Annotated in this window: 21 protein-coding genes, 1 tRNA gene and 1 pseudogene; 10 read left to right on the top strand and 13 right to left on the bottom strand. The window is 70.1% G+C overall.

Going from position 1 to position 23442, the window contains the following annotated elements; translation table 11 throughout:
* The first annotated feature begins 197 nt into the window (after positions 1-197).
* The 5 genes from ABH935_RS27145 to ABH935_RS27125 all read left to right on the top strand — a co-directional run bounded on the left by ABH935_RS27145 (position 198) and on the right by ABH935_RS27125 (position 4184).
* Positions 198-1208, top strand: a complete 1011-nt coding sequence (locus ABH935_RS27145) for an SMI1/KNR4 family protein (RefSeq protein WP_370380764.1) — start codon at positions 198-200, stop codon at positions 1206-1208.
* A gap of 126 nt (positions 1209-1334) precedes the next feature.
* Complete coding sequence (locus ABH935_RS27140) at positions 1335-1814, top strand: carboxymuconolactone decarboxylase family protein (protein WP_370380763.1); 480 nt, start codon at positions 1335-1337, stop codon at positions 1812-1814.
* Between the two features lie 237 nt (positions 1815-2051).
* On the top strand, positions 2052-2726 hold the full coding sequence (locus tag ABH935_RS27135; protein WP_370380762.1) for a hypothetical protein: 675 nt from the start codon (positions 2052-2054) through the stop codon (positions 2724-2726).
* A 63-nt stretch (positions 2727-2789) separates the two neighbouring features.
* Entirely contained in the window at positions 2790-3236 is a 447-nt protein-coding gene (locus ABH935_RS27130) for a hypothetical protein (RefSeq protein WP_370380761.1), read from the top strand.
* 408 nt (positions 3237-3644) lie between these two features.
* Positions 3645-4184 (top strand): hypothetical protein, encoded by a 540-nt coding sequence (locus ABH935_RS27125; protein ID WP_370380760.1) that lies wholly within the window; start codon positions 3645-3647, stop codon positions 4182-4184.
* A 366-nt stretch (positions 4185-4550) separates the two neighbouring features.
* On the opposite strand, the gene ABH935_RS27120 is transcribed toward ABH935_RS27125, so the two are convergent.
* From ABH935_RS27120 to lepB, 4 genes are all read right to left on the bottom strand, one after another.
* Positions 4551-5288, bottom strand: a complete 738-nt coding sequence (locus tag ABH935_RS27120) for a hypothetical protein (protein WP_370380759.1) — start codon at positions 5286-5288, stop codon at positions 4551-4553.
* Positions 5289-5297: 9 nt separating this feature from the next.
* Positions 5298-5597 (bottom strand): hypothetical protein, encoded by a 300-nt coding sequence (locus ABH935_RS27115; RefSeq protein WP_370380758.1) that lies wholly within the window; start codon positions 5595-5597, stop codon positions 5298-5300.
* 103 nt (positions 5598-5700) lie between these two features.
* Entirely contained in the window at positions 5701-7761 is a 2061-nt protein-coding gene (locus ABH935_RS27110) for a phosphocholine-specific phospholipase C (protein ID WP_370380757.1), read from the bottom strand.
* A 99-nt stretch (positions 7762-7860) separates the two neighbouring features.
* Positions 7861-8775 (bottom strand): signal peptidase I, encoded by a 915-nt coding sequence (lepB, locus tag ABH935_RS27105; protein WP_370380756.1) that lies wholly within the window; start codon positions 8773-8775, stop codon positions 7861-7863.
* Positions 8776-8946: 171 nt separating this feature from the next.
* Between lepB and ppc the strand changes: the two genes are divergently transcribed.
* From ppc to ABH935_RS27090, 3 genes are all read left to right on the top strand, one after another.
* A complete protein-coding gene (ppc, locus tag ABH935_RS27100; RefSeq protein ID WP_370380755.1) occupies positions 8947-11745 on the top strand; it encodes a phosphoenolpyruvate carboxylase in 2799 nt (932 codons plus the stop codon).
* Positions 11746-11890: 145 nt separating this feature from the next.
* Positions 11891-12049, top strand: coding sequence for a hypothetical protein (locus ABH935_RS27095; protein ID WP_370380754.1), 159 nt, complete (start codon positions 11891-11893; stop codon positions 12047-12049).
* A gap of 99 nt (positions 12050-12148) precedes the next feature.
* A complete protein-coding gene (locus ABH935_RS27090) occupies positions 12149-12487 on the top strand; it encodes a DUF1330 domain-containing protein (RefSeq protein WP_370380753.1) in 339 nt (112 codons plus the stop codon).
* Here ABH935_RS27090 and ABH935_RS27085 read toward each other — a convergent pair.
* The 9 genes from ABH935_RS27085 to ABH935_RS27045 all read right to left on the bottom strand — a co-directional run bounded on the left by ABH935_RS27085 (position 12480) and on the right by ABH935_RS27045 (position 20877).
* The gene (locus ABH935_RS27085) at positions 12480-13124 is read right to left on the bottom strand and encodes a response regulator (RefSeq protein WP_370380752.1); all 645 of its coding nucleotides are present in this window, start codon (positions 13122-13124) and stop codon (positions 12480-12482) included. The genes ABH935_RS27090 and ABH935_RS27085 overlap by 8 nt on opposite strands.
* Positions 13125-13603: 479 nt before the next feature.
* A complete protein-coding gene (locus ABH935_RS27080) occupies positions 13604-14830 on the bottom strand; it encodes a sensor histidine kinase (protein ID WP_370380751.1) in 1227 nt (408 codons plus the stop codon).
* Positions 14830-15609, bottom strand: coding sequence for an ABC transporter permease (locus tag ABH935_RS27075; protein WP_370380750.1), 780 nt, complete (start codon positions 15607-15609; stop codon positions 14830-14832). Before ABH935_RS27075 ends, ABH935_RS27080 begins: the two co-directional genes overlap by 1 nt.
* A complete protein-coding gene (locus ABH935_RS27070; protein WP_370380749.1) occupies positions 15609-16586 on the bottom strand; it encodes an ABC transporter ATP-binding protein in 978 nt (325 codons plus the stop codon). Before ABH935_RS27070 ends, ABH935_RS27075 begins: the two co-directional genes overlap by 1 nt.
* A gap of 111 nt (positions 16587-16697) precedes the next feature.
* On the bottom strand, positions 16698-17312 hold the full coding sequence (gene pth, locus ABH935_RS27065) for an aminoacyl-tRNA hydrolase (protein ID WP_370380748.1): 615 nt from the start codon (positions 17310-17312) through the stop codon (positions 16698-16700).
* A 29-nt stretch (positions 17313-17341) separates the two neighbouring features.
* The gene (locus ABH935_RS27060) at positions 17342-17956 is read right to left on the bottom strand and encodes a 50S ribosomal protein L25/general stress protein Ctc (RefSeq protein WP_370380747.1); all 615 of its coding nucleotides are present in this window, start codon (positions 17954-17956) and stop codon (positions 17342-17344) included.
* Between the two features lie 137 nt (positions 17957-18093).
* Complete coding sequence (locus ABH935_RS27055) at positions 18094-19074, bottom strand: ribose-phosphate diphosphokinase (protein WP_370346190.1); 981 nt, start codon at positions 19072-19074, stop codon at positions 18094-18096.
* Between the two features lie 63 nt (positions 19075-19137).
* The gene (glmU, locus tag ABH935_RS27050; RefSeq protein WP_370380746.1) at positions 19138-20664 is read right to left on the bottom strand and encodes a bifunctional UDP-N-acetylglucosamine diphosphorylase/glucosamine-1-phosphate N-acetyltransferase GlmU; all 1527 of its coding nucleotides are present in this window, start codon (positions 20662-20664) and stop codon (positions 19138-19140) included.
* A gap of 141 nt (positions 20665-20805) precedes the next feature.
* A tRNA-Gln gene (locus ABH935_RS27045) sits at positions 20806-20877 on the bottom strand.
* Between the two features lie 233 nt (positions 20878-21110).
* Here ABH935_RS27045 and ABH935_RS27040 point away from each other — a divergent pair.
* Together ABH935_RS27040 and ABH935_RS27035 are read left to right on the top strand one after the other, a co-directional pair.
* Complete coding sequence (locus ABH935_RS27040; protein WP_370380745.1) at positions 21111-22073, top strand: acyl-CoA desaturase; 963 nt, start codon at positions 21111-21113, stop codon at positions 22071-22073.
* A gap of 110 nt (positions 22074-22183) precedes the next feature.
* A pseudogene (locus ABH935_RS27035) lies at positions 22184-22810 on the top strand (TetR family transcriptional regulator); the annotation flags it as partial.
* Positions 22811-23442: the final 632 nt, after the last annotated feature.

Genomic DNA, 23442 nt, shown 5'->3' with positions numbered 1-23442 from the left:
GAACAGCCCGAAGCCATGCGTCGGCGTCGGGATATCCCTAGAGTACGCCGGTCCTCCGACAGACTTATTGCGGACCAAACGGGACGAAGTTCACCCCGGTGGGGCGAGGTGGGCAGGCGACATACCCGCCACCGGTGTGGAGCCGGTACCTTTCTACCGGACACCACAGAAGTGAGAAGGCCGGAGCGAGACCTCAGATGGCACAGGCATCCGCACAGCGGCACGGCATACCGAACGGCCAGTTCGCCGGACGGATCATCGAGTTCAGCGACCCCGAACTCGACCGGAAGTTCCCGCACGGCATCTACCTGACCATGCACGGCTACCCGGAGTTCGCCGTCTACGCCCGCCACACGGTGCAGATCGCGGACCCGCCCTCCGGCCTGTCCGTAGACGAGATCCGGGTCACCGACGTCATCGCCGCCAACCTGCTGGCCGCGGCCTCCGGCGACCCGCTGTGGGAGGCGCGGCAGAACACCGCCACGCCGCAGGGCTGGACCTGGGCGCACGCCGCCGAGTCCCGGATGCTGCACTGCGTGCCCATCGAGCTGCACGGCGCCTTCCGGCACCACGGCGGCATGGCCACGCTCAAGGCCGACCGCAACCGCTCCGGGCTGTTCACCGAGGGCATGCTGGAGCCGGTCGCCTTCGAGCGCAGCGGCTCGGTCCCCGAGGACGCGATGGCGCAGCTGGAGCAGCACCTGGGCTTCGCGCTGCCGCCGTCCTACCGGCGTTTCCTGGCCGGCACCGACGGCGGCCGGCCGATCAGCCCGGCGGTGAACCTGGCCGGCGGCTTCATCGCCGACCAGTGGCTGTTCGGGCTGCGCCGCGAGGACCCGCACCAGGACCTGGTGTACGCCAACCAGGCGCTGTACGACCGGTTCACCGAGGAGTTCCTGGGGATCGGCTACGTCCAGGGCGGCATGCTGGCCCTGAAGATCCGCGGCGCGGAGCAGGGCTCGGTCTGGCTGTTCGACGACGACGACCCGCGCGACTCCGAGAGCCGCGACGCCGCCAGCGTGTGCGCCGAGCTGCTGAAGAAGATCGGCAACGACTTCGACGACTTCGCGCGGCACCTGGTCGCGCTGCCGCAGCAGATCGTGGACATCGCGCGCTCCGCGGTGGACTCCGGGCACGCCAACGCGGTCACCGACATCGAGCACCTCGGGGCCGCGCTGCCGGAGAGGCTGAAGGCGCCGCGGCGCTGACACCGGCCGGGCCGCGCCGGCCGGGCGCCGGCGATCCGTGGCACACGTCACACCGGAGCACGTCACAGGATTCAGCGCTTCCCCGTCCTATGGGTGTAACCAGCCCGAAGAACGAGGGAGCACACCATGGAAGCCCGCGTGAACGCCTTCGCCACCCCGACCGGCGGCAAGCTCACCAAGTACCTGATCGCGGCCGGCCGCGTGCTCCGCGAGTCGAGCGTGCCGCCTGCGACCCTGCACCTCGTCGAGATCCGCGCCAGCCAGATCAACGGCTGCGGCTTCTGCCTGGACATGCACACCAAGGACGCCACGGCCGCCGGCGAGACACCGGCCCGGCTGAACCTGGTCGCCGCCTGGCGCGAGGCGGGCTGCTTCACCGAGGCCGAGCGCGCCGCGCTGGAGCTGGCCGAGGCCGGCACCCGGCTGGCCGACGGCTCCGGGGTGGCCGACGAGGTCTGGGCGAACGCCGCCAAGCACTACGACGAGGACCAACTGGTCACCCTGGTGGCCCAGATCGGGCTGATCAACGCGTTCAACCGGATGAACGTCATCACCCGGCAGCCGGCCGGCGACTACACGCCCGGCCAGTTCGACGCGATCCAGTAGCGCGACGCGGCAGGTCATCGCCCAAAAAGACCGCTGCCGCACAGCCTCGTCCGACAACCTCCTCCACCAGTTGTCAGCCCTCTTGCACCGGTGCCCCAGACGGGCGCCGGTGCGCTTGCTTTTTGTTCTGTACGCCCGCACGCCACCCGAATGCTGTCTTGCGCGTGACCTGCCGATCTTCTGCCGCGTTGAGGGGCCAGTTCCACTACACACCCAACGCAACGAAAGGAGTCGGCGATGCGCAAGTACCTGTCCTTCGCCGCCGTGGCCTTGTCCTCCGGTGGCGCGTTCATCGCTGCCGCCGGCGCGGCCCACGCGACCACCGCCAACGACAACTGGCGCGCCGCCCCGTGGCTGGCCTCCAGCCCGGTGGCAGTGCACGGCATGCCGTTCGACCACCAGGACACCATGTCCGGGCTGTGCGGGATGCAGCGCGACAAGACCGTCGCCGGCACCGTCAGCAGCGACCTGGTCCAGAAGCTGTGCGCCGGGACCGGCGACATGGACCAGACGCCGCCGGTGCCCGGCCCGCCGCCGATGGGCAACCCGCCCCCGTGCACCGTGGTCTGCCCGCCCTCGACGTGGACCCCGCCCACCCCGCCCACGCCCCCCACCCCGCCGGTTCCCCCGCCGCCGCCGGTGACCCAGCCGTGCCCGCCCCCGCCGCCGCCGTGCCCGCCGGTGCCCCCGCCGCCGCCGGTGCCGTGCCCGCCGGTTCCGTGCCCCCCGCCGGTCACGCCTCCGCCCCCGCCGCCGGTTCCGTGCCCGCCCCCGGTCCCGAACCCCTGCCCTCCGGGTGAGGAGCACGGCTGGGCGGCCGACCAGGCCGCGGCCGGCCAGACGGCTCCGGCCGCCGGCAACACCACCGCGGGCCTGCCGATCATCGGCAGCGCGCTCGGCGGCCTGCTCTAGCCGGACCGTGCGGGCCCGGCACGAACCGCCGGGCCCGCGCTTCGAAGTCAAGGGAGTACCACGTTGCGTTCCCGGGCAATCCTCACGGCGGCGGCCACGGCCGCGGCCACGCTCGGTGGCGTCCTGGCCTCGGCCGGCACCGCTGCGGCGACGACCGCACCACTGACGACTCCGACACCTCCGACAGCTCCGAAGGCCGCCCCGACACCGGGCGTCCTGGCTGTCGAGAACGCGCTGGAGTTCGCCAACAACTGGTGCGTCGCTCCCATGCACTGGTCCGGACCGCTGGTCTCCGACCCCTTCCCGAATCCAGGCGACGCCTGCCGGCACCCCGGCACCACAGGCGGCGTCCACGTTCTCAGCGATCTGTGTATCGCGCCGATCTCGATTGACGACCCGCTGGGTTCCGGGACGACGCCTGCCAGACCGTGCCAGAACGCGGGCGCGGCGGGACCCGGTTTCGAGATCCTGCGCAACGTGTCCGTCGCGGGCGTTCAGGCCACGTTCTGAACGCCGCAATTCCTTCCACCTTCCACTCCGTCCGGGCCAATGCATTTTGTCAGGCGAATCGTTAGTCACACCGAATCCGCCGGTCAGCGGTCCCGTCCTAGGCCCTCCAACGGGTCGACAAAGACGGAATATCGTCGGCCGACCACCCTTCGACGGCATTGATCTGCACCACCAGTGAGATGCCAAAGGTTCGTCTGACCTGCTTGGATGCCTTGCTCAGTCATCGTGGAAAGTACGAAGAATGACGTCCAATCAATCACTCGTCAGTGTCTTGGGCCGCGCGCCTCCCGACTTGATATACGATTCTTCGCGAATGGCAGTATGGTTCAAAGCAACAAGGTGGCGGGCTTTGGATTCCTCGCCCGTCAGGTCACCATCGATCCACATCGACAAGGAAGAACGATCAACATGGCATTTCTGAAGCACGCCACCGTTATCGCCGCGCTGGCCAGCGCGGGTGTCGTGGGCATGGCCGGCATCGCCTCCGCGGCGGCCGACGACGCCTGGAACGGCGGCAGCGAGCACCACAAGGCCGGCGACAACAACGTCGGCCAGGGCGGTCTGATCCCGGTCAACGCGCTGAACAACGTCAACGTCGCCCCGAACCTGGGCTGCCTGGCGGACCACACCGTGCCGGACCTGACCGCGCAGGGCCTGGTCGGCGTCGTGCCGGTCGGCGTGAGCCTGAACCACCTGCTGGAGCACGCGAACCTGAACGTGCTGAGCAACGGCAACATCACCACCGACACCTACGACAACTCCTGCACCTCGAACCAGGGTTCGTCGCAGGCCGGCAACAACAGCCACGGCTCGGTCGGCGCGGGCGACAGCAGCAGCTCGCACGCCACCGGCAACGGCGCCGGCTCGCAGAACAACGGCGCGGGTGCCGGCGCGGGCGGCCTGATCGGCTCCTCGGGCATCCTGGGCAAGGGCGGCCTGGACCTCTAAGTCCACGCTCCTGCTTTGATGAAGCGTGCCGGAGTCCGCTCCGGCACGCCCCGGCGGGCAGCGACGGGGACTGATCTCCCCTCGTCGCTCGATCGGACGAAAGTCCGATATCGCTCGCCGGAGTGATTCTCACCGTATGAAAGGCCCCGCGGGACGCGTACCGCGGGGCCTTTTCCATGCTCTGGCATCGTCTCCGCCGGCCGGAGGTCCGGCGAGCGCGGTGCTCAGTTCACTGATTCAGTTGTCACGCACGGCCGTTCCCTGGTGACTCCGCACTCGTACGGCGTGCCGGGCGTCCCGACCCGGCTCACCGCGGAGACTCTCACGAGGCACTGCCAGCCGTGCGGACGGCGCCGTCAACCGCCGTCAGCCGTTGGCGGCCTTCGGGGCGTTCTTCAGCGCGGCCCGCACCGTCTTGGCGTCCGTCACGGCCTTCTTGATGTCGTCCCGAGCGTCCTTGGCGGCGCCGCTGACGTCCTTCACCGACGCCGTCAGGGCCTTGCCGTCCGGGCCGGGCGTGAGCGCCAGCAGCGCGGCGGCCTTGCCGTCGATCCGGGCGTCCGCCGCCTGGATCACCGTGGTCATGTCGGCCAGCAGGTCCTTGTTCGCCGCGGTGTCCGCGGCCGGGTCCTTGGCCAGCCGGTCGGCCAGCGCGTCGTGCACCTTCACCAGGCGGGCCAGCGCGGTGGTCTCGACGTCCAGCACGTGCGTGAGGTGGACCTTCGGCGCGACCAGGACGTAGACACGGTAGTCGTCGACCATCGCCTTGCCGTCCGCGCGGACCGCGGCCACCGTCGTCTCGCCGGCCACCTTCGTCTTCAGCGCCGTCAGGCCGCTGACATCGGAGGAGAGGACCTGGGAGAGCGTGGTCCGCGTGGCGTCCGGCACGTCCTTGTAGGCGGCCAGCGCCGTCTGGAGCTTGCCCAGCGTGGTCAGGCGGTCGGTGATGCCGTCGGTGACCGTGGTCTTCGCCTTGGTCAGCGCGGCGGGGGTGTCGGCGGCGCCGGACGAGGTGGTGGTGGCGGCGTTGGCGGGCAGCGCGACGGCGCCGACGGCGATGAGAGCGCCGACGGCTGCGGCACTCAGGCGGGTACGGAAAGACATGGGGATCTCCTAGTTGTCACCGGCGGTCTGAGTCGGCTCGGCCGAGCTCAGCGCACCGTTGATGTCCGACAGCTGTTGGTCGATCGACGACAGATCGCCGTCCGGGTCGCCTGCCACCCCTTGCGAGTCAGTGCGGCCGACACTGCTCTCGCTGGATGCTCCCGACGCGCCCGGAGCGGTGGTGGTGGCTGTCACGCCCGCGCCGGCCGGGGCGGTGCCGCCCGTGCCGGCCGAGCCTTTGCCCGAGCACGCGGCCAGGGCGCCCACACAGGCCAGGACGGCCAGGGCCGAAGCGATTCTCGACTTCATGCCTCGATGGTCGCCGGGGCGCGGTAAGCCCTCGATCAATAAGGGATAAGTAAACGCCCCGGGAGATATCTCCCGGGGCGTTCAGTGTGGTCTTCTATGCCGTTCAGCCCGTGATGATCGCCGGGTCGCTGGCGCTGGGCCGGCCGTTCTCCACGTGGCCGGCGAAGCGCCGCACGTACGCCGCGTCGTGGTCGGAGGTGACCGTGGCGTCGTACCAGCCGTCGGACTCGCCGGCGTTCACGACGTGCGTGACGTGCTTGCCCGCGCGGATCCGGTGCGTGGCCCGCTCGTCGCAGCCGTAGGAGTCGGTGACGGTCACCGTGACGTCGGACCGGCCGTTGTTGGTCAGCGTGAGCTTCAGGTTCCGGCTGGTGCCGACGTGCTCCGCGACGACCTCCAGCCCGGCCTTGGCGGCGTCGCCCTTGAACTCGCGCAGGAAGCCGTTGGCGCCACGCACGTCGTAGTCGTACGCGCCGGCCAGCTTCCAGGAGCCGTCGATCCCCTGCCGGGCGCCGACCGTGTAGCTCCACGGGCCGGTCTTGTCCGTGGTCGAGGTGACCACGAACGCCGCACCGGCCGAGCTGTGGCTGGCGAAGGCGATCCGCAGCGCCCCGCCCGTGATCCGGCCGTCCGCCGCCAGGTCGTACGGCAACGGGCGGGCGGGGCGCCGGCCGGCCTCCTGCTTGGGCAGCGCCGTGCTCGCCGGCAGGGTCACGGGGTAGCTGTTGTGCCGGGCGTGGTCCGGCGGCACGTAGAAGGCGGTGCTCGGCAGCTCCGGGACCTCGGTCTCGCGCAGCCCGAAGTCGAAGGCGCTGGTCAGGTCGCCGCAGACGGCGCGGCGCCAGGGCGAGATGTTGGGCTCGTGCACGCCGAACCGCTTCTCCAGGAAGCGGATCACCGAGGTGTGGTCGAAGGTCTCGGAGTCGACCCAGCCACCCTTGCTCCAGGGCGAGACCACGAACATCGGCACCCGCAGGCCCAGGCCGTAGGAGCCCTCCTCGAAGCCGGCGCCGGCCGAGTAGTACTCGGTCGAGGTGTCCACCGTGGAGGCGCCGCCGACCGGGCCGCCGGGCACGAAGGGCGGGACCACGTGGTCGAAGAAGCCGTCGTTCTCGTCGTACATGATGAACAGCGCGGTCTTGCTCCACAGGTCCTCGTCCGAGGACAGGATGTCCAGGACCTGCGAGACGTACCAGGCGCCGTAGTTCACCGGCCAGTTCGGGTGCTCGCTGAACGCCTCCGGCGCGGTGATCCAGGAGACCTGCGGCAGTTTCCCGTTCTTCACGTCCTGGGCCAGCACGTCGAAGTAGCTCTGCCCGGCCGCGGCGTTGGTGCCGGTACGGGCGTTGTCGTACAGCGGGTCGCCGGGCTTGGCGTTCTGGTACTGGTGGAAGTACAGCACCGAGGTGTCGCCGTAGTTGCCGATGTACGCGTCGTTGGTCCAGCCCCACGAGCCCTGGGCGTCCAGGCCGGTGCCGATGTCCTGGTAGATCTTCCAGGAGACGCCGGCCGCCTGCAGCCGCTCGGGGTAGGTGGTCCAGTCGTAGCCGGCCTCGGCGTTGTTCAGGACCGGGCCGCCGCCCTTGCCGTCGTTGCCTGTGAAGCCGGTCCACAGGTAGTAGCGGTTCGGGTCGGTCGAGGTCATCAGCGAGCAGTGGTACGCGTCGCAGACCGTGAAGGCGTCGGCCAGCGCGAAGTGGAACGGGATGTCGTCGCGCTCGAAGTGCGCCATCGTGCCCGGGCCCTTGGCCGGGATCCACTGGTCGTAGTTGCCGTGGTTCCAGGCCTGGTGGCCGCCGTTCCAGCTGTGGTCCAGGCCGTCCAGGAACTTCAGGCCGAGGTCCGGCACGCCAGCTGGGCGCCAGGGCAGGATCTCGTTGCCGGAGGCGTCTTTCTGATGCCAGACCGCCTTGCCGTCGGGCAGCCGCGCCGGACGCGGGTCGCCGAAGCCGCGGACCCCGCGCAGGGTGCCGAAGTAGTGGTCGAAGCTGCGGTTCTCCTGCATGAGGATCACCACGTGCTCGATGTCCTTGATGGTGCCGGTGCGCCGGGCGGGCTGCACGGCGGCGGCGCGGGCGATGCTCGCCGTGAGCATCGGCATCGAGGTCGCGGCGGCGGTACCGCCGGTGATCTGGAGGAACCTGCGACGATTCACTGCGGTCATGGGGGCGGAGCTCCTTGCGATTCAAGGGGAGGGCTCCCAAAGTGTCCGTGCAGCCGAACGAACACTCAACAACCGCAAGGGAAAACTTCGCCGAAAGGCCTACGAACCCGCGGGATGATCGGCACGCAGCCAGGACACGACTCCGACGACATGTCCGACCACGTTCTTGGTCGGCACGAAGCCCGCGTCGCCGCCCTTCTTGAGGTAGTTCCACGACGAGTCGCCGGAGTGCTCCCGGTTGTCGCCGAGCACCCACAGGTTTCCGGCCGGCACCGTCACCTTGTAAACGCCGTTGTAACAGGGCATCCCCTGCTTGCCGTTCATGATGAAAGAGGACTCATCCAGCGCGACGCCGTTGCGGTAGACCGGGCCGTCCTGCGTCTTGCACTCGATGGTGTCGCCGGCCACGCCGATGATCCGCTTGATGAGCAGGTCGTCGTGCTGGTCCGGCAGGATGCCCACGGCGGCCAGGACGTCCGGCAGGTTGATCGCGCCGCCGGTGCTGCCGGCCGAGCTCATCAGCCAGTTGTGCGGGTCGTGGAAGACGATCACCTGGTCGCGTGCCGGGGCGCCGCCGACCCAGGTGGACAGCTTGTCGACGAAGACGCGGTCGCCCTTGTACGTCGTCGGCTCCATCGACGGCGAGGGGATGTAGTACATCTGGACCAGGAACGTCTTGATCAGCGAGGTCAGCGTGAGCGAGATGACCACATAGCCGACGATCTCCAGCCAGGCCGGGATCCGGCGGCGCTTCGTCTGCCGGGCCGCGCGCCGGCCGCCGCCGCGGCTCGGGGTCGTGAGGTCCCCGGGGTCCCCGCCGGCCCCGACCGGATCGGTCTGGGGCACCAGGTCCTCGGACGTCGCGTGGATGTCGCCTGACTCACCGTAGCGATAGCCGTTGCCGCCGCCATAGCCGTTCCCGTAGCCGTTGCCGCCGCCATAGCCGTTGCCGTCGCCGAAAGGCGGTTCCGCGGGCTGGGAGCCCACGGCCGCGCCGGGATCAGTAGCGGCCACGTGCGCCCCCGTTTCCAGTCCTGGGATATCGGTTCACTTTATGGCCGATCTCCGGGTCTAGGAAGAGCCCACTGGTTCAGTCCAGTAACCGGACGGAGATCGGCAAGAACCGCACCCCAGCTTAGAGTGGGCAGCAATCGGGACGATCCAGCCAGGCATCAGGAGGCTCTTGTGTCCGCCGTACCGTCGCCCCAGAACGACGACGCCGCCGTAGAGACCCCGACAGATCATCCGACCGAGAATTCCCCGCGCCCGGCCGACGACGCCGAGCTGCGTGCCGCGATCCGCCGCTTGGGGGACCTGCTGGGCCAGACCCTGGTCCGCCAGCACGGTCCGGACCTGCTGGAGCAGGTCGAGGCGGTGCGCGCGCTGGGCAAGCAGGGCGCGGACGTGTCCGAACTGCTCGCCGCGGTGGCCCCCGAGCAGGCCATCATGCTGGTCCGGGCGTTCACCGCGTACTTCAACCTGGCCAACACCGCCGAGCAGGTGCACCGCGGGCGCGAGCTGGCCGCCACCCGGGCCGCCGAGGGCTCGTGGCTGGGCCAGGCGGTGGACCGGATCCAGGCCGCCGGGCTGGCCGGCACGGCCGCCGACGCGGTGTCGCACCTGTCGGTCCGGCCGGTCTTCACCGCGCACCCGACCGAGGCCGCACGACGCACCGTGCTCGCCAAGCTGCGCAAGGTCGCCGAGCTGCTGGAAGCGCCGCAGACCGCGTACAACGAGCGCCGCCTGGCCGAGACGGTCGAGCAGCTGTGGCAGACCGACGAGCTCCGGATCACCCGGCCCGAACCGGTCGACGAGGCCCGCAACGCCGTCTACTACCTGGACGAGCTGGCCGCGCACGCCGCCCCGGAGGTGCTGGAGGAGCTGGCCTTCGAGCTGCGGCGGCTGGGCGTCGAGCTGCCGCTGTCCGCGCGGCCGCTGAGCTTCGGCTCGTGGATCGGCGGCGACCGGGACGGCAACCCGAACGTCACGCCGCAGATGACGCTGGACGTGCTGGAGCTCCAGCACGAGCACGCGATCCGCACCGCGCTGGCCACCATGGACTCGCTGCGCGACCTGCTGTCCACCTCCGAGCGGATCGCGGCGCCGACCGAGGCGCTGCGGGCGTCCCTGGACGCCGACCTGGAGGCGCTGCCGGAGATCCCGCACCGCTACAAGCGGCTCAACGCCGAGGAGCCCTACCGGCTCAAGGCGACGACGATCCGGCAGAAGCTTCTCAACACCCGGACCCGGATCGCCGAGGGCCGCCGGCACGACCCGCGCCGGGACTACCTGGGCACCTCGGAGTTGCTGCGCGACCTGAGCCTGATGCGCGACTCGCTGCACGCCGACCGCGGCGAGCTGATCGCCACCGGCGAGCTGGAGACCGCGATCCGCACCATCGCCGCGTTCGGCCTGCACCACGCGGTACTGGACGTCCGCGAGCACGCCGACGCCCACCACCACGTGCTGGCGCAGCTCTTCGACCGGCTCGGCGACCAGCCCTGGCGCTACGCCGACCTGCCGCGCGACTACCGGACCCGGCTGCTGGCCAAGGAGTTGGCCTCCTCCCGGCCGCTGTCGCCGCTGGGCCAGGTACCGTCCGAGACCCTCCTGGACGCCGCCGGGGCGAAGACCTTCGGGGTGTTCACCGCGATCCGCACGGCGTTCGAGAAGTACGGCCCGGACGTCATCGAGTCCTACATCGTGTCGATGACCCGCGGCGTGGACGACCTGTTCGCGGCCGTGGTGCTGGCGCGCGAGGCCGGTCTGGTGGACGTGCACGCGCGCACCGCCGCGATCGGGTTCGTGCCGCTGCTGGAGACGCCGGAAGAGCTGAAGATCGCCGGGGCGATCCTGGACGAGATGCTGTCCGACCCCTCCTACGCGGCGATCGTCGCGGCGCGCGGAGGTGTGCAGGAGGTCATGCTCGGCTACAGCGACTCCAACAAGATGGGCGGGATCTCCACCTCGCAGTGGGAGATCCACCGCGCGCAGCGCGAGCTGCGCGACACCGCGCTGCGGCACGGCATCCGGATCCGGCTGTTCCACGGCCGCGGCGGCAGCGTCGGCCGCGGCGGCGGCCCGTCGCACGACGCGATCCTGGCCCAGCCCTGGGGCACGCTGGACGGCGAGATCAAGGTGACCGAGCAGGGCGAGGTCATCTCCGACAAGTACGCGATCCCGGCGCTGGCCCGGGAGAACCTGGAGCTGACGCTCGCCGCGACGCTGGAGGCCACGGTGCTGCACCGGGCGCCGCGCCAGTCCGCGGAGGACCTGGCGACGTGGTCGGCGACCATGGAGGGCGTCTCGGCGGCGGGCCAGGACCGCTACCGGGAGCTGGTCGAGCACCCGGACCTGCCGGCCTACTTCTTCGCCTCGACGCCGGTGGACCTGCTCGGCGACCTGCACCTGGGCTCCCGGCCCTCGCGCCGCCCGGACACCTCGGCCGGCATCGACGGCCTGCGCGCGATCCCGTGGGTGTTCGGCTGGACGCAGTCGCGGCAGATCGTGCCGGGCTGGTTCGGCGTCGGCACCGGGCTGGCCGCGGTCCGGCAGAACCCTGAGTTCGCCGGCGTGGACTGGCAGGACATGTACGAGCGCTGGCACTTCTTCCGCAACTTCCTCAGCAACGTCTCGATGACGCTGGCGAAGACGGACCTGCGGATCGCCCGGCACTACGTCGAGACCCTGGTCCCGCGCGAGCTGCACCACTTCTTCGACACCATCACCGAGGAGTACGAGCGCACGGTCGCCGAGGTGCTGCGCGTCACCGGCGAGTCGGAGCTGCTGGGGCAGAACGCGACGCTGGCCCGCACACTGCGGGTGCGCGACATGTACCTGGACCCGATCTCGTACCTGCAGGTCTCGCTGCTCAAGCGGCAGCGGGAGGCGGCGAAGGCGGGCCGGCCGGTGGACCCGGACCTGGCGCGGGCGCTGCTGCTGTCGGTGAACGGCATCGCCGCCGGGTTGAAGAACACCGGCTGAGCGGATGCGGCGGTAACAGCAGGAAAAGCAGAGGGCGGCGTCCATACGGACACCGCCTTCTTGTGTTCTTGTCTTGTGTTCTTGTCGAGGTCTATGAGGCCGGTGCGGCCGCTGTTATCTGACGGGCGCTTCGTACCGTTCGGCGGTGCCGCTGACCCGCGACACCCGGCGCTCCCTGCCGCGCTTGAACAGTCCCGACACACAGATCCCGCCGACCGCCGCGGCGATGAAACCGTTCAGGACCATTCCCATCGACGACATCCGCAACTCCCAGGTTAAGCACTGTTTTCGGCCCGCCCCGTGATCTAGGAATCTATTACCTGGCGGGTAATCGCGCCAGGAGTCACGGCCCTGCGAAGCTTGATCTCGTCAGCGAATACGACAGCTTGAGGAGACCAGCGAGATGACTGCCTACGCATTGGCAAACGTTCGTTCCGTCGAGCTCTGCCCGGACATCGTGGAGTACCTGGAACGGATCCAGGGGACGATGGATCCCTTCGGCGGACGCTTCGTGTTCCACGGCGGCGAGAAGGAGGTTGTCGAGGGGGCGTGGAGCCAGGACCTCATCCTCATCGAGTTCCCCGACACGGAGTCCGTGCGCGGCTGGTGGACCTCGCCGGAGTACCAGGCGATCAAGCACCTGCGGACCGACCACATGGCGGCCGACATCGTGCTCTTCGACACGCTGCCGAGGGACTACCAGGTCGGCGAGACGGCCGCGAAGCTGGCGAAGCTCATGTGAGCAGGCCGCGCTTGTACGCCTCGGAGACCGCGGCCGCGCGGTCACGAACGCCGAGTTTGGCGTAGGCATGCAGGAGATGGGTCTTGACCGTGGCCTCGGAGATGAACAGGCTGCGGGCGGTCTCCCGGTTCGTGGTGCCGGCGGCGACGAGGCGGAGCACTTCCAGCTCGCGCTCGGTCAGTACGTCGGTGGCCGGCGCGGCGGCCGCGGGAGGAGTCTGGACCCGGGTCATCAGGCGCCGCGCGACCGTCGGAGCCAGCACCGGCTGCCCCGCCGCCGCGGCCCGCACGGCCCGGATGAGGTCTTCGCGCGGGGCGTCCTTCAGCAGATAGCCGGTGGCGCCGGCTTCGATCGCGGGCAGGACGTCGGACTCGGTGTCGTACGTGGTCAGCACTAGGACCCTGACGCCGGGCTGCTCGACCCGCAGCCGCCGGATGGCGTCGACGCCGCCCATGGTCGGCATCCGCAGATCCATCAGCACCACGTCGGGACCCGACTCGGCGGACCGGGCCAGCGCCTGCGCCCCGTCGCCGGCCTCCCCGACCACCTCGAAGCCCGGCTCGCCGTCGAAGACGCCGCGCAGGCCGTCGCGGACGATCGGGTGGTCGTCCACGATCAGCAGGCGGATGCTCGTCATGCTGGCCATCATCTCGCGACCATGGCCGCGGCCCGAACCGGAACGGCTCGGCTTGTGCCCCGGGCCCCTTAACGCGCGGCAGGCTCTCGCGCTCAGTTCGCAATGGCGACTGGCATCGGCGCCATCACGCACGGCTCGGCTCGCACCCGCGCGGCAGGCTCTCGCGCTCAGCTCGCGATCGCAACCGGCATGAGCGCCATCACGCACAGCTCGGCTCACACCCGCCTGGCAGACTCTCCCGCTCAGCTCGCGACCACGGCCCGAACCGGAACGGCTCGCCCCGGGCCCCGGGCCCCGGGCCACATGACGCGCGCGGCAGGCTCTCGCGCTCAGCTCGCGATCGCGACTGACATCGGCGCCATCACGCACAGCTCGGCTCGCACCCGCCCGGCAGACTCTCGCGCTCAGCTCGCGATCGCGACTGGCATCGGCGCCATCACGCACGGCTCGGCTCGCACCCGCCCAGCAAGCTCTCGCACTCAGCTCGCGATCGCAACCGGCATCGGCGCCGTCGCTGCCAGCGGCACCGCCGCACTGATCGTCGTCCCGTCCCCGGGCTCGCTCTCGATCGTGAGCGTGCCGCCGATCTGTCGCAGCCGCGACCGCATGGCCGTCAGGCCGTAGCCGGTCCCGTTCGCCGACCCGGCGGTGTTCCCCGGGTCGAAGCCCGCGCCGTCGTCCACGACGTCCAACACCACCACGTCGCTCGTGTACGACAGCGTGACCGCGACGCGGCCGGCGCCGGAGTACTTGCCCGCGTTGGCCAGCGCTTCCTGCGCGGCGCGGAACAGGACCACTTCGATGTCCGGCGCCAGGGCCACGGCGTCGCCGCTGATCTCGACCCGCGCCTCGATCCCGGCGGTGCGCGACCAGGACGCCGTCAGCTCGGTCAGCGCCTCCGGCAGCTGCGCCGCCGCCAGCGGTCCCGGGCGCATCGCCTGCACCGAGCGGCGCGCCTCGGCCAGGCTCTCGCGCGCCAGCTCCCGGGCCAGGGCGAGGTGATGCCGCCGCTTGTCGGCATCGGCGTGGTCGTCGAACCGCTCCACGACCTCCAGCTGCCGCACGATGCCGGTCAGACCCTGCGCGATGGTGTCGTGGATCTCCCCCGCGAGCCGCTGGCGCTCGTCCAGGACGCCGGCCTCGCGGGCCTGCGCGACCAGCTGCGCGTGCAGGCCGGCGTTCTCCTCCAGCATCTCCTGCAGCCGCGCGTTGGCCTCGGCCAGCTCGCGCCGGTGCTCGTCCTCGGCCGTGCCGGAGAGGGTCATGACACCGGCGATCAGCACGTTCACCGTGAGCAGGATGAGGTAGAGATAGACGCCGAAGCCATGGATGTAGCCGATGCCGCCCATCTGCGTGGTGGCCATGAGGGCGGCCGTACCCGCGGTGCCCGCCAGTTTCGTGCGGCCCGGCAGTACCACGGAGTGCAGATATCCGGTGAAGCCGAAGATGCCGAAGAGCGGGCTGAACAAGATCAGGATCGCGAGCAGCGCCAGCAAGACGACGTAGTAGACCGTCGCACGCACCACCGGGGGCTCCGGCTGCCGCACAAGAGACGCACCCCGGCGCAACCACAGGGCCGCGGCCGCCGAGCCCCCGAGAACCACGGCGTAGTACACCGCGGTCCGGGGGCCGATGATCAGCGCCAGCACCAGGGAAATGGTCAGGCCCGCGTACGGGACCCACCGCTGGACCTTCTCCGCTTCCATTACTCCCACTTGAACACTCGGGCCGCCGCCAACGCGCCGACGACCGTGTACGCCGCCAACACCGTCAGATGCTGCCAGGCCGCGCCGCTGCCGGACCAGGTGTCCACGATCGCGCCGTACGGGACGAATCCGCTGATCGTGCGCAGCACGTGCGGGAGCGTCTGGAGCGGGACGTAGACCCCCGCGAAGAAGAAGTTCAGGATCATCGTGGGCACTCCGATCCCGGTGGCGACCCCGGCCGAGGGCGCGAGGGCCGAGATCAGCAGGCCCAGCGCGAGCAGCGCGGTGGTGCCCAGGACATAGGACGCCAGCATCGTCAGCGGGTGGGCCGGCAGCGCGGCGCCGAACCCGCCGCAGCCGATCAGCACCACCGAGGCCGCCGTCGCGGCGGCGGTCGTGGCGATGACGGCCACCTGCGCGGCGAGCAGTCCGGCGGCCGGCACCGGCGAGACCGCCAGACGCCGCAGCACCCCGCGCTCCCGCAGATCGGCGAACGTCACCGGAAGCGCGGTGAACGCGGTCAGGACCGAGGAGAGCATCGCGAACGTGGGGACGTAGACGTCCAGCGTCGTCCGGCCGCCGAGCGCGGCCGAGGGCTTGCCGAAGGCCGGGATGAAGCCGAAGACGGTGATCAGCGCGATCGGCAGGACGATCCCGGACAGGACCACCGCCGGCTCCCGCCACAGCAAGCGGGCCTGGGTGCGGACGAGGGTGCGGAATCCGTTGCCGGTCATGCGGAATTCGGGCAGCAGGCGTGGAGCGTGGGTCGCGGTGGTCATCAGGACTCCTCGGCGGTGTCGTTGGCGGCTGCGGCTGCGGCTGCGGCTGCGGCAGCGTCGGCCGTGGCGGCTGCGGCGGTGTGGGTGGTGAGGGCGATGAAGGCGTCGTCGAGGCTGCTCTGCTCGACGCGCAGCTCGGCGGCGATGATCTGCCGCCTGGCCAGGTAGGCGGTGACCGCGCCGATCACTTCCGAGGTGCCCGTCACCTCCAAGTACGCGCCGTGCCGCTCGACCCCGCGGACCTCCGGCAGCGCCAACAACAGCGCGTCCTCCACCGGAACCGAGGGCCGGAACCGCATCCGCTGCCCGGCCGCCGGCCCGCGCGCCGCCAGCCCGGCCGGCGTGTCCACGGCCACCACGCGCCCGGCGTCGATGATCGCGACCCGGTCGCAGAGCCGCTCGGCCTCCTCCATGAAATGGGTGACCAGCAGCACCGTGACGCCGGCCGCACGCACCTGCTCGACCATCTCCCACGCGACCCGCCGCGCGTGCGGGTCCAGCCCTGTGGTCAGCTCGTCCAGCACCACCACCCGCGGATTGCCCACCATCGCCAGCGCCACGGCAAGCCGCTGCTTCTGCCCGCCGGACAGCTTCCCGAAGCGCGCCCCGGCCTTGGCGGTCAGGTCCCACTGCGTCAGCAGCCGCCCCACGTCGGCCGGCTCGCGGTAGAACGACGCGTACAGCTCCAGCGCCTCGCGCACCTGGATCTTCGCCGGCAGCTGGCTCTCCTGCAGCTGCACCCCGAGCAGCTGCCGGACTTCCTCACGGTCCCGGCCCGGGTCCAGGCCCAGCACCCGGACCTCGCCACCGTCGGGCATCCGCAGGCCACTGATGCACTCGACGGTCGTCGTCTTCCCGGCGCCGTTCGGCCCGAGGATCCCGAAGATCTCCCCCGCGCCGACCTCGAAGGAGACGTCGGCCACGGCGGTGGTGTCGCCGTAGGTCTTAGTGAGGTTCCGTACCTCGATCGCTGCCATGCCTCAAGATTCGCCGTCGGACGCCCTGCGGCGGATCGACCGGCGAGCTCGTCCTGAGTGACGATGCGGTGGAGGAGGAGCATCCACCGATCGGTGGATGCGGGTCAGCCGTCAGGCCGCGTGGTAGATGTTCTGCGCGTCCACGAGCCCGCGCCGGATCAGGTCCTCAGCGGCGTCCGCGGCCCGGTCCACGTTGTAGTCCAGCTCCTTCTTCTCCACCGAGGAGAAGTCCTTCAGCACGAAGTCCGCGGGATCCTGCCGCCCCGGCGGCCGTCCCACGCCGAAGCGCACGCGGTAGTAGTCCTTCGTCCCGAGCGCCGAGGTGATGGAGCGCAGGCCGTTGTGGCCGTTGTCGCCGCCGCCGAGCTTCAGCCGCAGCGTGCCGTAGTCCACATCGAGTTCGTCGTGCACGACGATGATCTGTACTGGCTTCAAAGGCTGCGCCGGCTCGATCTTGTAGAAGTCCCGCAGCGCCTTCACCGGCCCGCCGGACAGGTTCATGAACGTCTTCGGCTTGGCCAGCACCACTCGCGGCCCGCCGACACCGAGCCGGCCCTCGACGACGTCCGCCCGCGCCTTGTGCGACTTGAACTTGCCGCCGACGCGCGCGGCCAGCAGGTCCACGACCATGAAGCCGGCGTTGTGCCGGTTCCCGGCGTAACCGGGCCCGGGGTTGCCGAGGCCCACGATCAACCAGAGCTGATCGCGGGCCTCGGCGGTGGTCATGACGACCAGAATAGCGGGGCTGGGAGTACTTACTCCGCAGACGCCTCGGACGCGGACTCGCCGGCCTCGCCCTCGGCGCTCTCGGCACCCTCGGCGGCGGCCTCGGCGCGGGTCACGACGACCTGCAGGACCAGCTGGTCGCCGTCGGTGACCAGCTCCGAGCCGGCGGGCAGCGGGAGGTCGCGGACGAAGAGCTGGAAGCCCTCCTCCTTGCGGTCCACGTCGACCTCGATGCCGGTCGGGATGTGCGTGGCCTCGGCGGTGACGGTCAGGTTGTTCAGCGAGTGGTCCAGGACCGCGCCGCCGACGACTTCGCCGACGATGGTGATCGGGATGTCCACGGTGACCTTCTCGCCGCTGCGCACCAGCAGCAGGTCCACGTGCTCCAGGGTCCGCTTGACCGGGTCCTTCTGCACGTCCTTCGGCAGCGCCATCTGGCCCTTGCCGTCGCCGAAGTCCAGGTTCAGCAGGACGTTCGGGGTCCGCAGCGCGATCATCAGGTCGTGGCCCGGCAGCAGCACGTGCCGCACGGACTCGCCGTGGCCGTAGACGACACCCGGGATCTTGCCGGCAGCGCGGGCGCGGCGGGCGAAGCCCTTGCCGAACTCGGTGCGGTCTTCTGCGCTTATGCGGATCTCAGCCATTTCGTTCTCCTTGTTTCGTCGATAACGGCGCCGGGACGACCGTCCCACGCCCTCGCCGGACAAAGGTCCAGCTTAGCCTGCACAAGGCAGTGCTCCGGACCACGGTCCAGCCATGGTCCGGAGCACTGGGAAAAACGTCAGTGCTTGTGGTCGTCGAACATCGACGTGACCGAACCGTCCTCGAACACCTCGCGGATGGCCCGGGCCAGCATCGGCGCGATCGACAGCACCGTCATCTTGTCGAACCGCTTCTCGTCCGGGATCGGCAGCGTGTTGGTGAAGATCACCTCGCTGATCCGGGAGTTCTTCAGCCGGTCCACGGCCGGGTCCGACAGCACCGCGTGCGTCGCGGCGATGATGACCTCGGCGGCGCCGTTCTCGAACAGCGCCTCGGCGGCGGCGCAGATGGTGCCGGCGGTGTCCACCATGTCGTCGACCAGGACACAGGTGCGGCCCTTGACGTCACCGACGATCTCGTGGACCGAGACCGTGTTCGGGATGTTCGGGTCGCGGCGCTTGTGCACGATCGCCAGCGGCGTGTTCAGGCGGTCGGTCCAGCGGTCGGCGGTGCGCACCCGGCCGGCGTCGGGGGAGACCACCGTCAGCTTCGACGTGTCGTACTTGCCCCGGATGTAGTCCACCAGCAGCGGCAGCGCGAACAGGTGGTCCACCGGGCCGTCGAAGTAGCCCTGGATCTGGTCGGTGTGCAGGTCCACGGCCATCAGCCGGTCGGCGCCGGCGGTGGCGAAGAAGTCCGCCATCAGACGGGCCGAGATCGGCTCGCGGCCCTTGTGCTTCTTGTCCTGGCGCGCGTAGCCGTAGAACGGCGTGATGACGGTGATGCGCTTGGCGGAGGCGCGCTTGAGCGCGTCCACCATGATCAGCTGCTCCATGATCGAGTGGTTGATCGGAGCCGAGTGGCACTGGATCACGAAGGCGTCGCTGCCGCGCACCGACTCCTCGAAACGGGTGTAGATCTCCCCGTTCGCGAAGTCGTGCGCCTTCATGGGGGCGATCTCGACCCCCAGCTCTTCGGCGACTTCCTGGGCCAGCTCGGGGTAGGCACGTCCGGTGAAGAGCATGAGCTTCTTCTCACCGGTGGTCTTGAGGCCGGTCACGGTGGGTTCTCCTAAGAGACGAGGGGCCGTAGCTCTTTCATACTCTCAGACGCAACGAGCTGTTCAGACCGCGTCCCCCTGCGCTTCCGCCTCGCTGCCTGTGGGATTCGTCTCAACGGCCGTCTGCACCGACTCCGCGGCGCGCTCGATCGCACGCTCCGCCGCCTGCGCCGCGACCGATCCCGGCCGCTTGCGCGCGACGTAGCCGGCGATGTTCCGCTGCCGTCCGCGAGCCACCGCGAGTTCGCCGGGACCCACCGGCATGTTCACCGCGGAGCCGGCCGCGATGTAGGCGCCGTCCGCGACCTCCGCCGGCGCGATCAGCGTGGTGTTGGTGCCGACGAAGGCGTGGTCCCCGATGCGCGTCGGGAACTTGTCGTAGCCGTCGTAGTTGGCGGTGATGACGCCGGCGCCGATGTTGCAGCCCTCGCCGATCGTCGCGTCGCCGATGTAGGCCAGGTGCGGAACCTTCGTGCCGTCGCCGATCGTCGACTTCTTCATCTCCACGAAGCCGCCGGCCTTCGACTTGCGGCCGAGCTTGGTCCCGGGGCGCAGGTAGGTGTACGGCCCGACGTTCGCCTCCGGGCCGATCTCGGCACCGTCGGTCGTGGCGTTGGTGACCCGCGCGCGCTCGCCGACGACGGTGTCCTTCAGCGTGCAGTTCGGCCCGACGTCGGCTCCGGAGGCGATCCGGGTCGCGCCCTCCAGCTGGGTGTTCGGACGGATCGTGGCATCCGGCTCCAGGGTGACGTGCACGTCGATCCACGTAGTCGCGGGGTCGACGATGGTCGCGCCCTCGACCATCCAGCGCCGGGTGATCCGCTGGTTCATCAGCCGCCGCAGGTCGGCCAGCTGCGCGCGGTCGTTGGCGGCCAGCACCTCGTGGTAGTCGGCGGCGACCACGGCGCCGACCGAAAGCCCGTCCCCGACGGCGATCGCCAGCACGTCGGTCAGCAGCTCCTCGCCCTGCGCGTTGTCCGTGGTGAGCCGGCCGAGCGCCTCGCGCAGGATCTTGCCGTCGAAGGCGAAGATCCCGGAGTTGATCTCGTGGATCGTGGCCTGGATCGGCGTGCAGTCCTTCTCCTCCACGATCCCGAGCACACGGCCCTCCGCCGTGCCGTCCGGCTCGCGCAGGATCCGGCCCAGCCCCTTCGGGTCCGGCACCACGGCGGTCAGGTCGGTGACCGCGTTCCCGGCCTGCTCGTGCACGGCGATCAGGTGCCGCAGCGTGTCCCCGGTGACCATGGCGCCGTCGCCGAGCAGCACCAGCACCGTGCCCTCGGGCTCCTCGCCGCCGGCGGCCAGCGCCTCCAGCGCCAGCCGCGCTGCCTGCCCGGTCCCGTTCTGCGGGTCCTGCACGACGATCCGCGCCTCCGGCGCGATGGCCTCGACGTGCGGTGCGACCAGATCGCGGCCCTTGCCCACGACCACCGCGAGCCGGCGCGGCGCCAGCTCCTGCGCGGCGGCGACCACGTGGCCGAGCATCGTGCGCCCGCACAGCTCGTGCAGCACCTTCGGCGTCGCGGATTTCATCCGCTTGCCCTCGCCGGCGGCCAGGATGATGACGGTCGGCGCGTGCTGGTCGGTCATGAAGTGACTCCTAGCGGTGGGTGCGATGCTGCGCGCCGCGCGGGGGCGGCGTCGGTTCCCTAGGAGGGTAACGATCGCGGGCGGGGGTTCGCGAGAAGCTCTCATCGCGCAGCAGGCCAAGCGTCCGAAACGCCGCCAGAGCTCCGCCACCAGGACTCGAACCTGGACAAACAGATCCAAAGTCTGCTGGGCTGCCAATTACCCCATGGCGGATCGTCGCCGCCAGTTTCCCACATCCGGGGGTCTTCGCGCGCCGCGGTTTCGGGTCGGCGCGGGTCCGGTTCCGGTCCGATTCCGACGCGGCCGAGACGTACTCCGATCCGACATCCAGGCGTCACCCGCCGTGTCATCCTTGTCACCCAACCTACGGCAGCGTAAGTTTCGCCTCAGTTCCCGCCCGATCCGCCAGCCCCGCAAGGGTGCTTCCCCCTCAAGGCATGATCGCGATGACAGCAACCTCAGTGCCCCAGCAGTCCACCGCCGAAGCCCCTGCCCTGGGAACGCTCGGGGGCGAAACCCAATCCTTCAAGGAGCGGGTCGCCCTGAGCCTGTTCATCGGAGTCCCGTTCGTGGCCCTGTTGGCCGCCGTCCCCGTGGTCTGGGGGTGGGGGCTGACCTGGACCGATCTGATCATCGCGGTGGTGATGTACGCGATCAGCGGACACGGTGTCACGGTCGGCTTCCACCGCCTGTTCACCCACTCTTCCTTCAAAGCGAAGAAAGCACTGCGCGTGGGGCTGGCGATCGCCGGCTCGCTGGCGGTCCAGGGCCCGGTGATCCGCTGGGTCGCCGACCACCGCAAGCACCACCGCTACAGCGACCGCGACGGCGACCCGCACTCGCCGTGGCGCTACGGCGAGACCATGCCGGCGCTGATCAAGGGCATGTGGCACGCGCACATCGGCTGGCTGTTCGACCTGGAGCAGACCAGCCAGCAGCAGTACGCCCCGGACCTGCTCAAGGACCGGGCGATCGTGCGCGTCTCGCGGGCCTTCCCGTACCTGGCGCTGGCCTCACTGCTGGTGCCGGCGGTCGTCGGTGGCCTGGTGACCTGGAGCTGGCAGGGGATACTGACCGCCTTCTTCTGGGGCTCGCTGGTCCGCATCAGCCTGCTGCACCACACCACCTGGTCGATCAACTCGATCTGCCACGCCGTCGGCGAGCGGCCGTTCCGCTCCCGCGACCGGTCCGGGAACGTGTGGTGGCTGGCGGTGCTGTCGATGGGCGAGTCCTGGCACAACCTGCACCACTCGGACCCGACCGCGGCGCGGCACGGGGTGCTGCGCGGGCAGATCGACTCCTCGGCGCGGATCATCTGGGTGTTCGAGAAGTTCGGCTGGGTGCGCGACGTGCGCTGGCCGTCCAAGGAGCGGATCGCCATGAAGCTGGGCAGCGAAGCGACTCCGTGACGCGGCGCCACCGCGACCACGGGGCCGGGATGCCCGGACACTTCTCCGGCATAATCGGAGGCAACCTCCGCCCCGGTCGCGTCATGTCGCGAGAAACCTGAGAGAATGCCCTGGTGACTTCCCGAACCACCGCACCGGCGTCCCGCACCCGGATGAGCGGCAAGGAACGGCGGGAACAACTCATCGAGATCGGCAGGACGCTGTTCGCCGAGCGCGGCTTCGACGCCACCTCGGTGGAGGAGATCGCGACCAAGGCCGGCGTCTCCAAGCCGGTGGTGTACGAGCACTTCGGCGGCAAAGAAGGCCTGTACGCGGTCGTGGTGGACCGGGAGATGGCCAAGCTGCTGTCGATGGTGACCACCGGCCTGACCGGCGAGCACGCCCGCGAACTGCTGGAACAGGCCGCGTTCGCGCTGCTGGACTACATCGAGTCCAGCACCGACGGCTTCCGCATCCTGGTCCGCGACTCCCCGGTCACCACCTCGACCGGCAACTTCGCCTCCCTGATCTCCGACATCGCCTCCCAGGTCGAGGACCTGCTCGGGGTGCACTTCATGCACCGCGGCTACGACCCCAAGCTCGCCCCGATGTACGCGCAGATGCTGGTCGGCATGGTCGCGCTCACCGGCCAGTGGTGGCTCGACGTCCGCAAGCCACCCAAGGCCGAGGTCGCCGCGCACCTGGTGAACCTCGCCTGGAACGGCTTGTCGCATCTGGAGGGCAACCCCCGGCTGATCGTGCAGGAACAGGCCGAGGCGAAGGTGCGGCGGGCTGCGCGGAAGACGGAGCGGGCAGAGCAAGTTGAGCGGGCAGAGCGGAGCGAGCGGGCCGACCAGGTCGCCGCCGCGCCCGGGCCCACGCAGAAGACCGCCGAGCGTACGCGGAAGACCAGCGGGCGGGCGCAGAAGGCCGCGGCGAAGCAGTAGTACCGCCGGCGCCCCGGCACGAGTATGGGTGCTGGTCCAACCATTGGCGAAGCAGTAAAAATCGGCGCTGCTGACCTATGTGTGGGTGCTGGTGGCGGGTGCGGTTTGTTTGTGAGTTGACAGTCAAGGGCGTTTTCTGACGGCTTCGCACGGGTTTAAGAAGGATCCGCTGGGTGGCGCAGTTCGGTGGTGTGCCTGGCGTCGTGCTGGCGGCCGGCGGTGGTGCTGGGCACGACCGCGCGCGGGTCCGGGTCACTGCGCATGCGTCAGGTGGGCGACTGGCGGCCGCGTGTGGTGGGTGCCTGAAGTCAAGAGCAGGCGCCTCCGGCGGGGGCACTCCAGGCTCTGAGCTTGTTCTTTAACCTCGGCATGATCATTTCATGTCGGGGTTTCTCATTGCCCTGACAAGGCGGCGGCCTTGCCGTGATGCTGTGTGTTTCCGC

It is taken from the genome of Catenulispora sp. GAS73, from assembly GCF_041262085.1.
In the GTDB taxonomy this organism is placed as follows: domain Bacteria; phylum Actinomycetota; class Actinomycetes; order Streptomycetales; family Catenulisporaceae; genus Catenulispora.
Note: the sequence above shows the minus strand (reverse complement) of the source record. Positions and strands in the feature narration are given on the sequence as shown.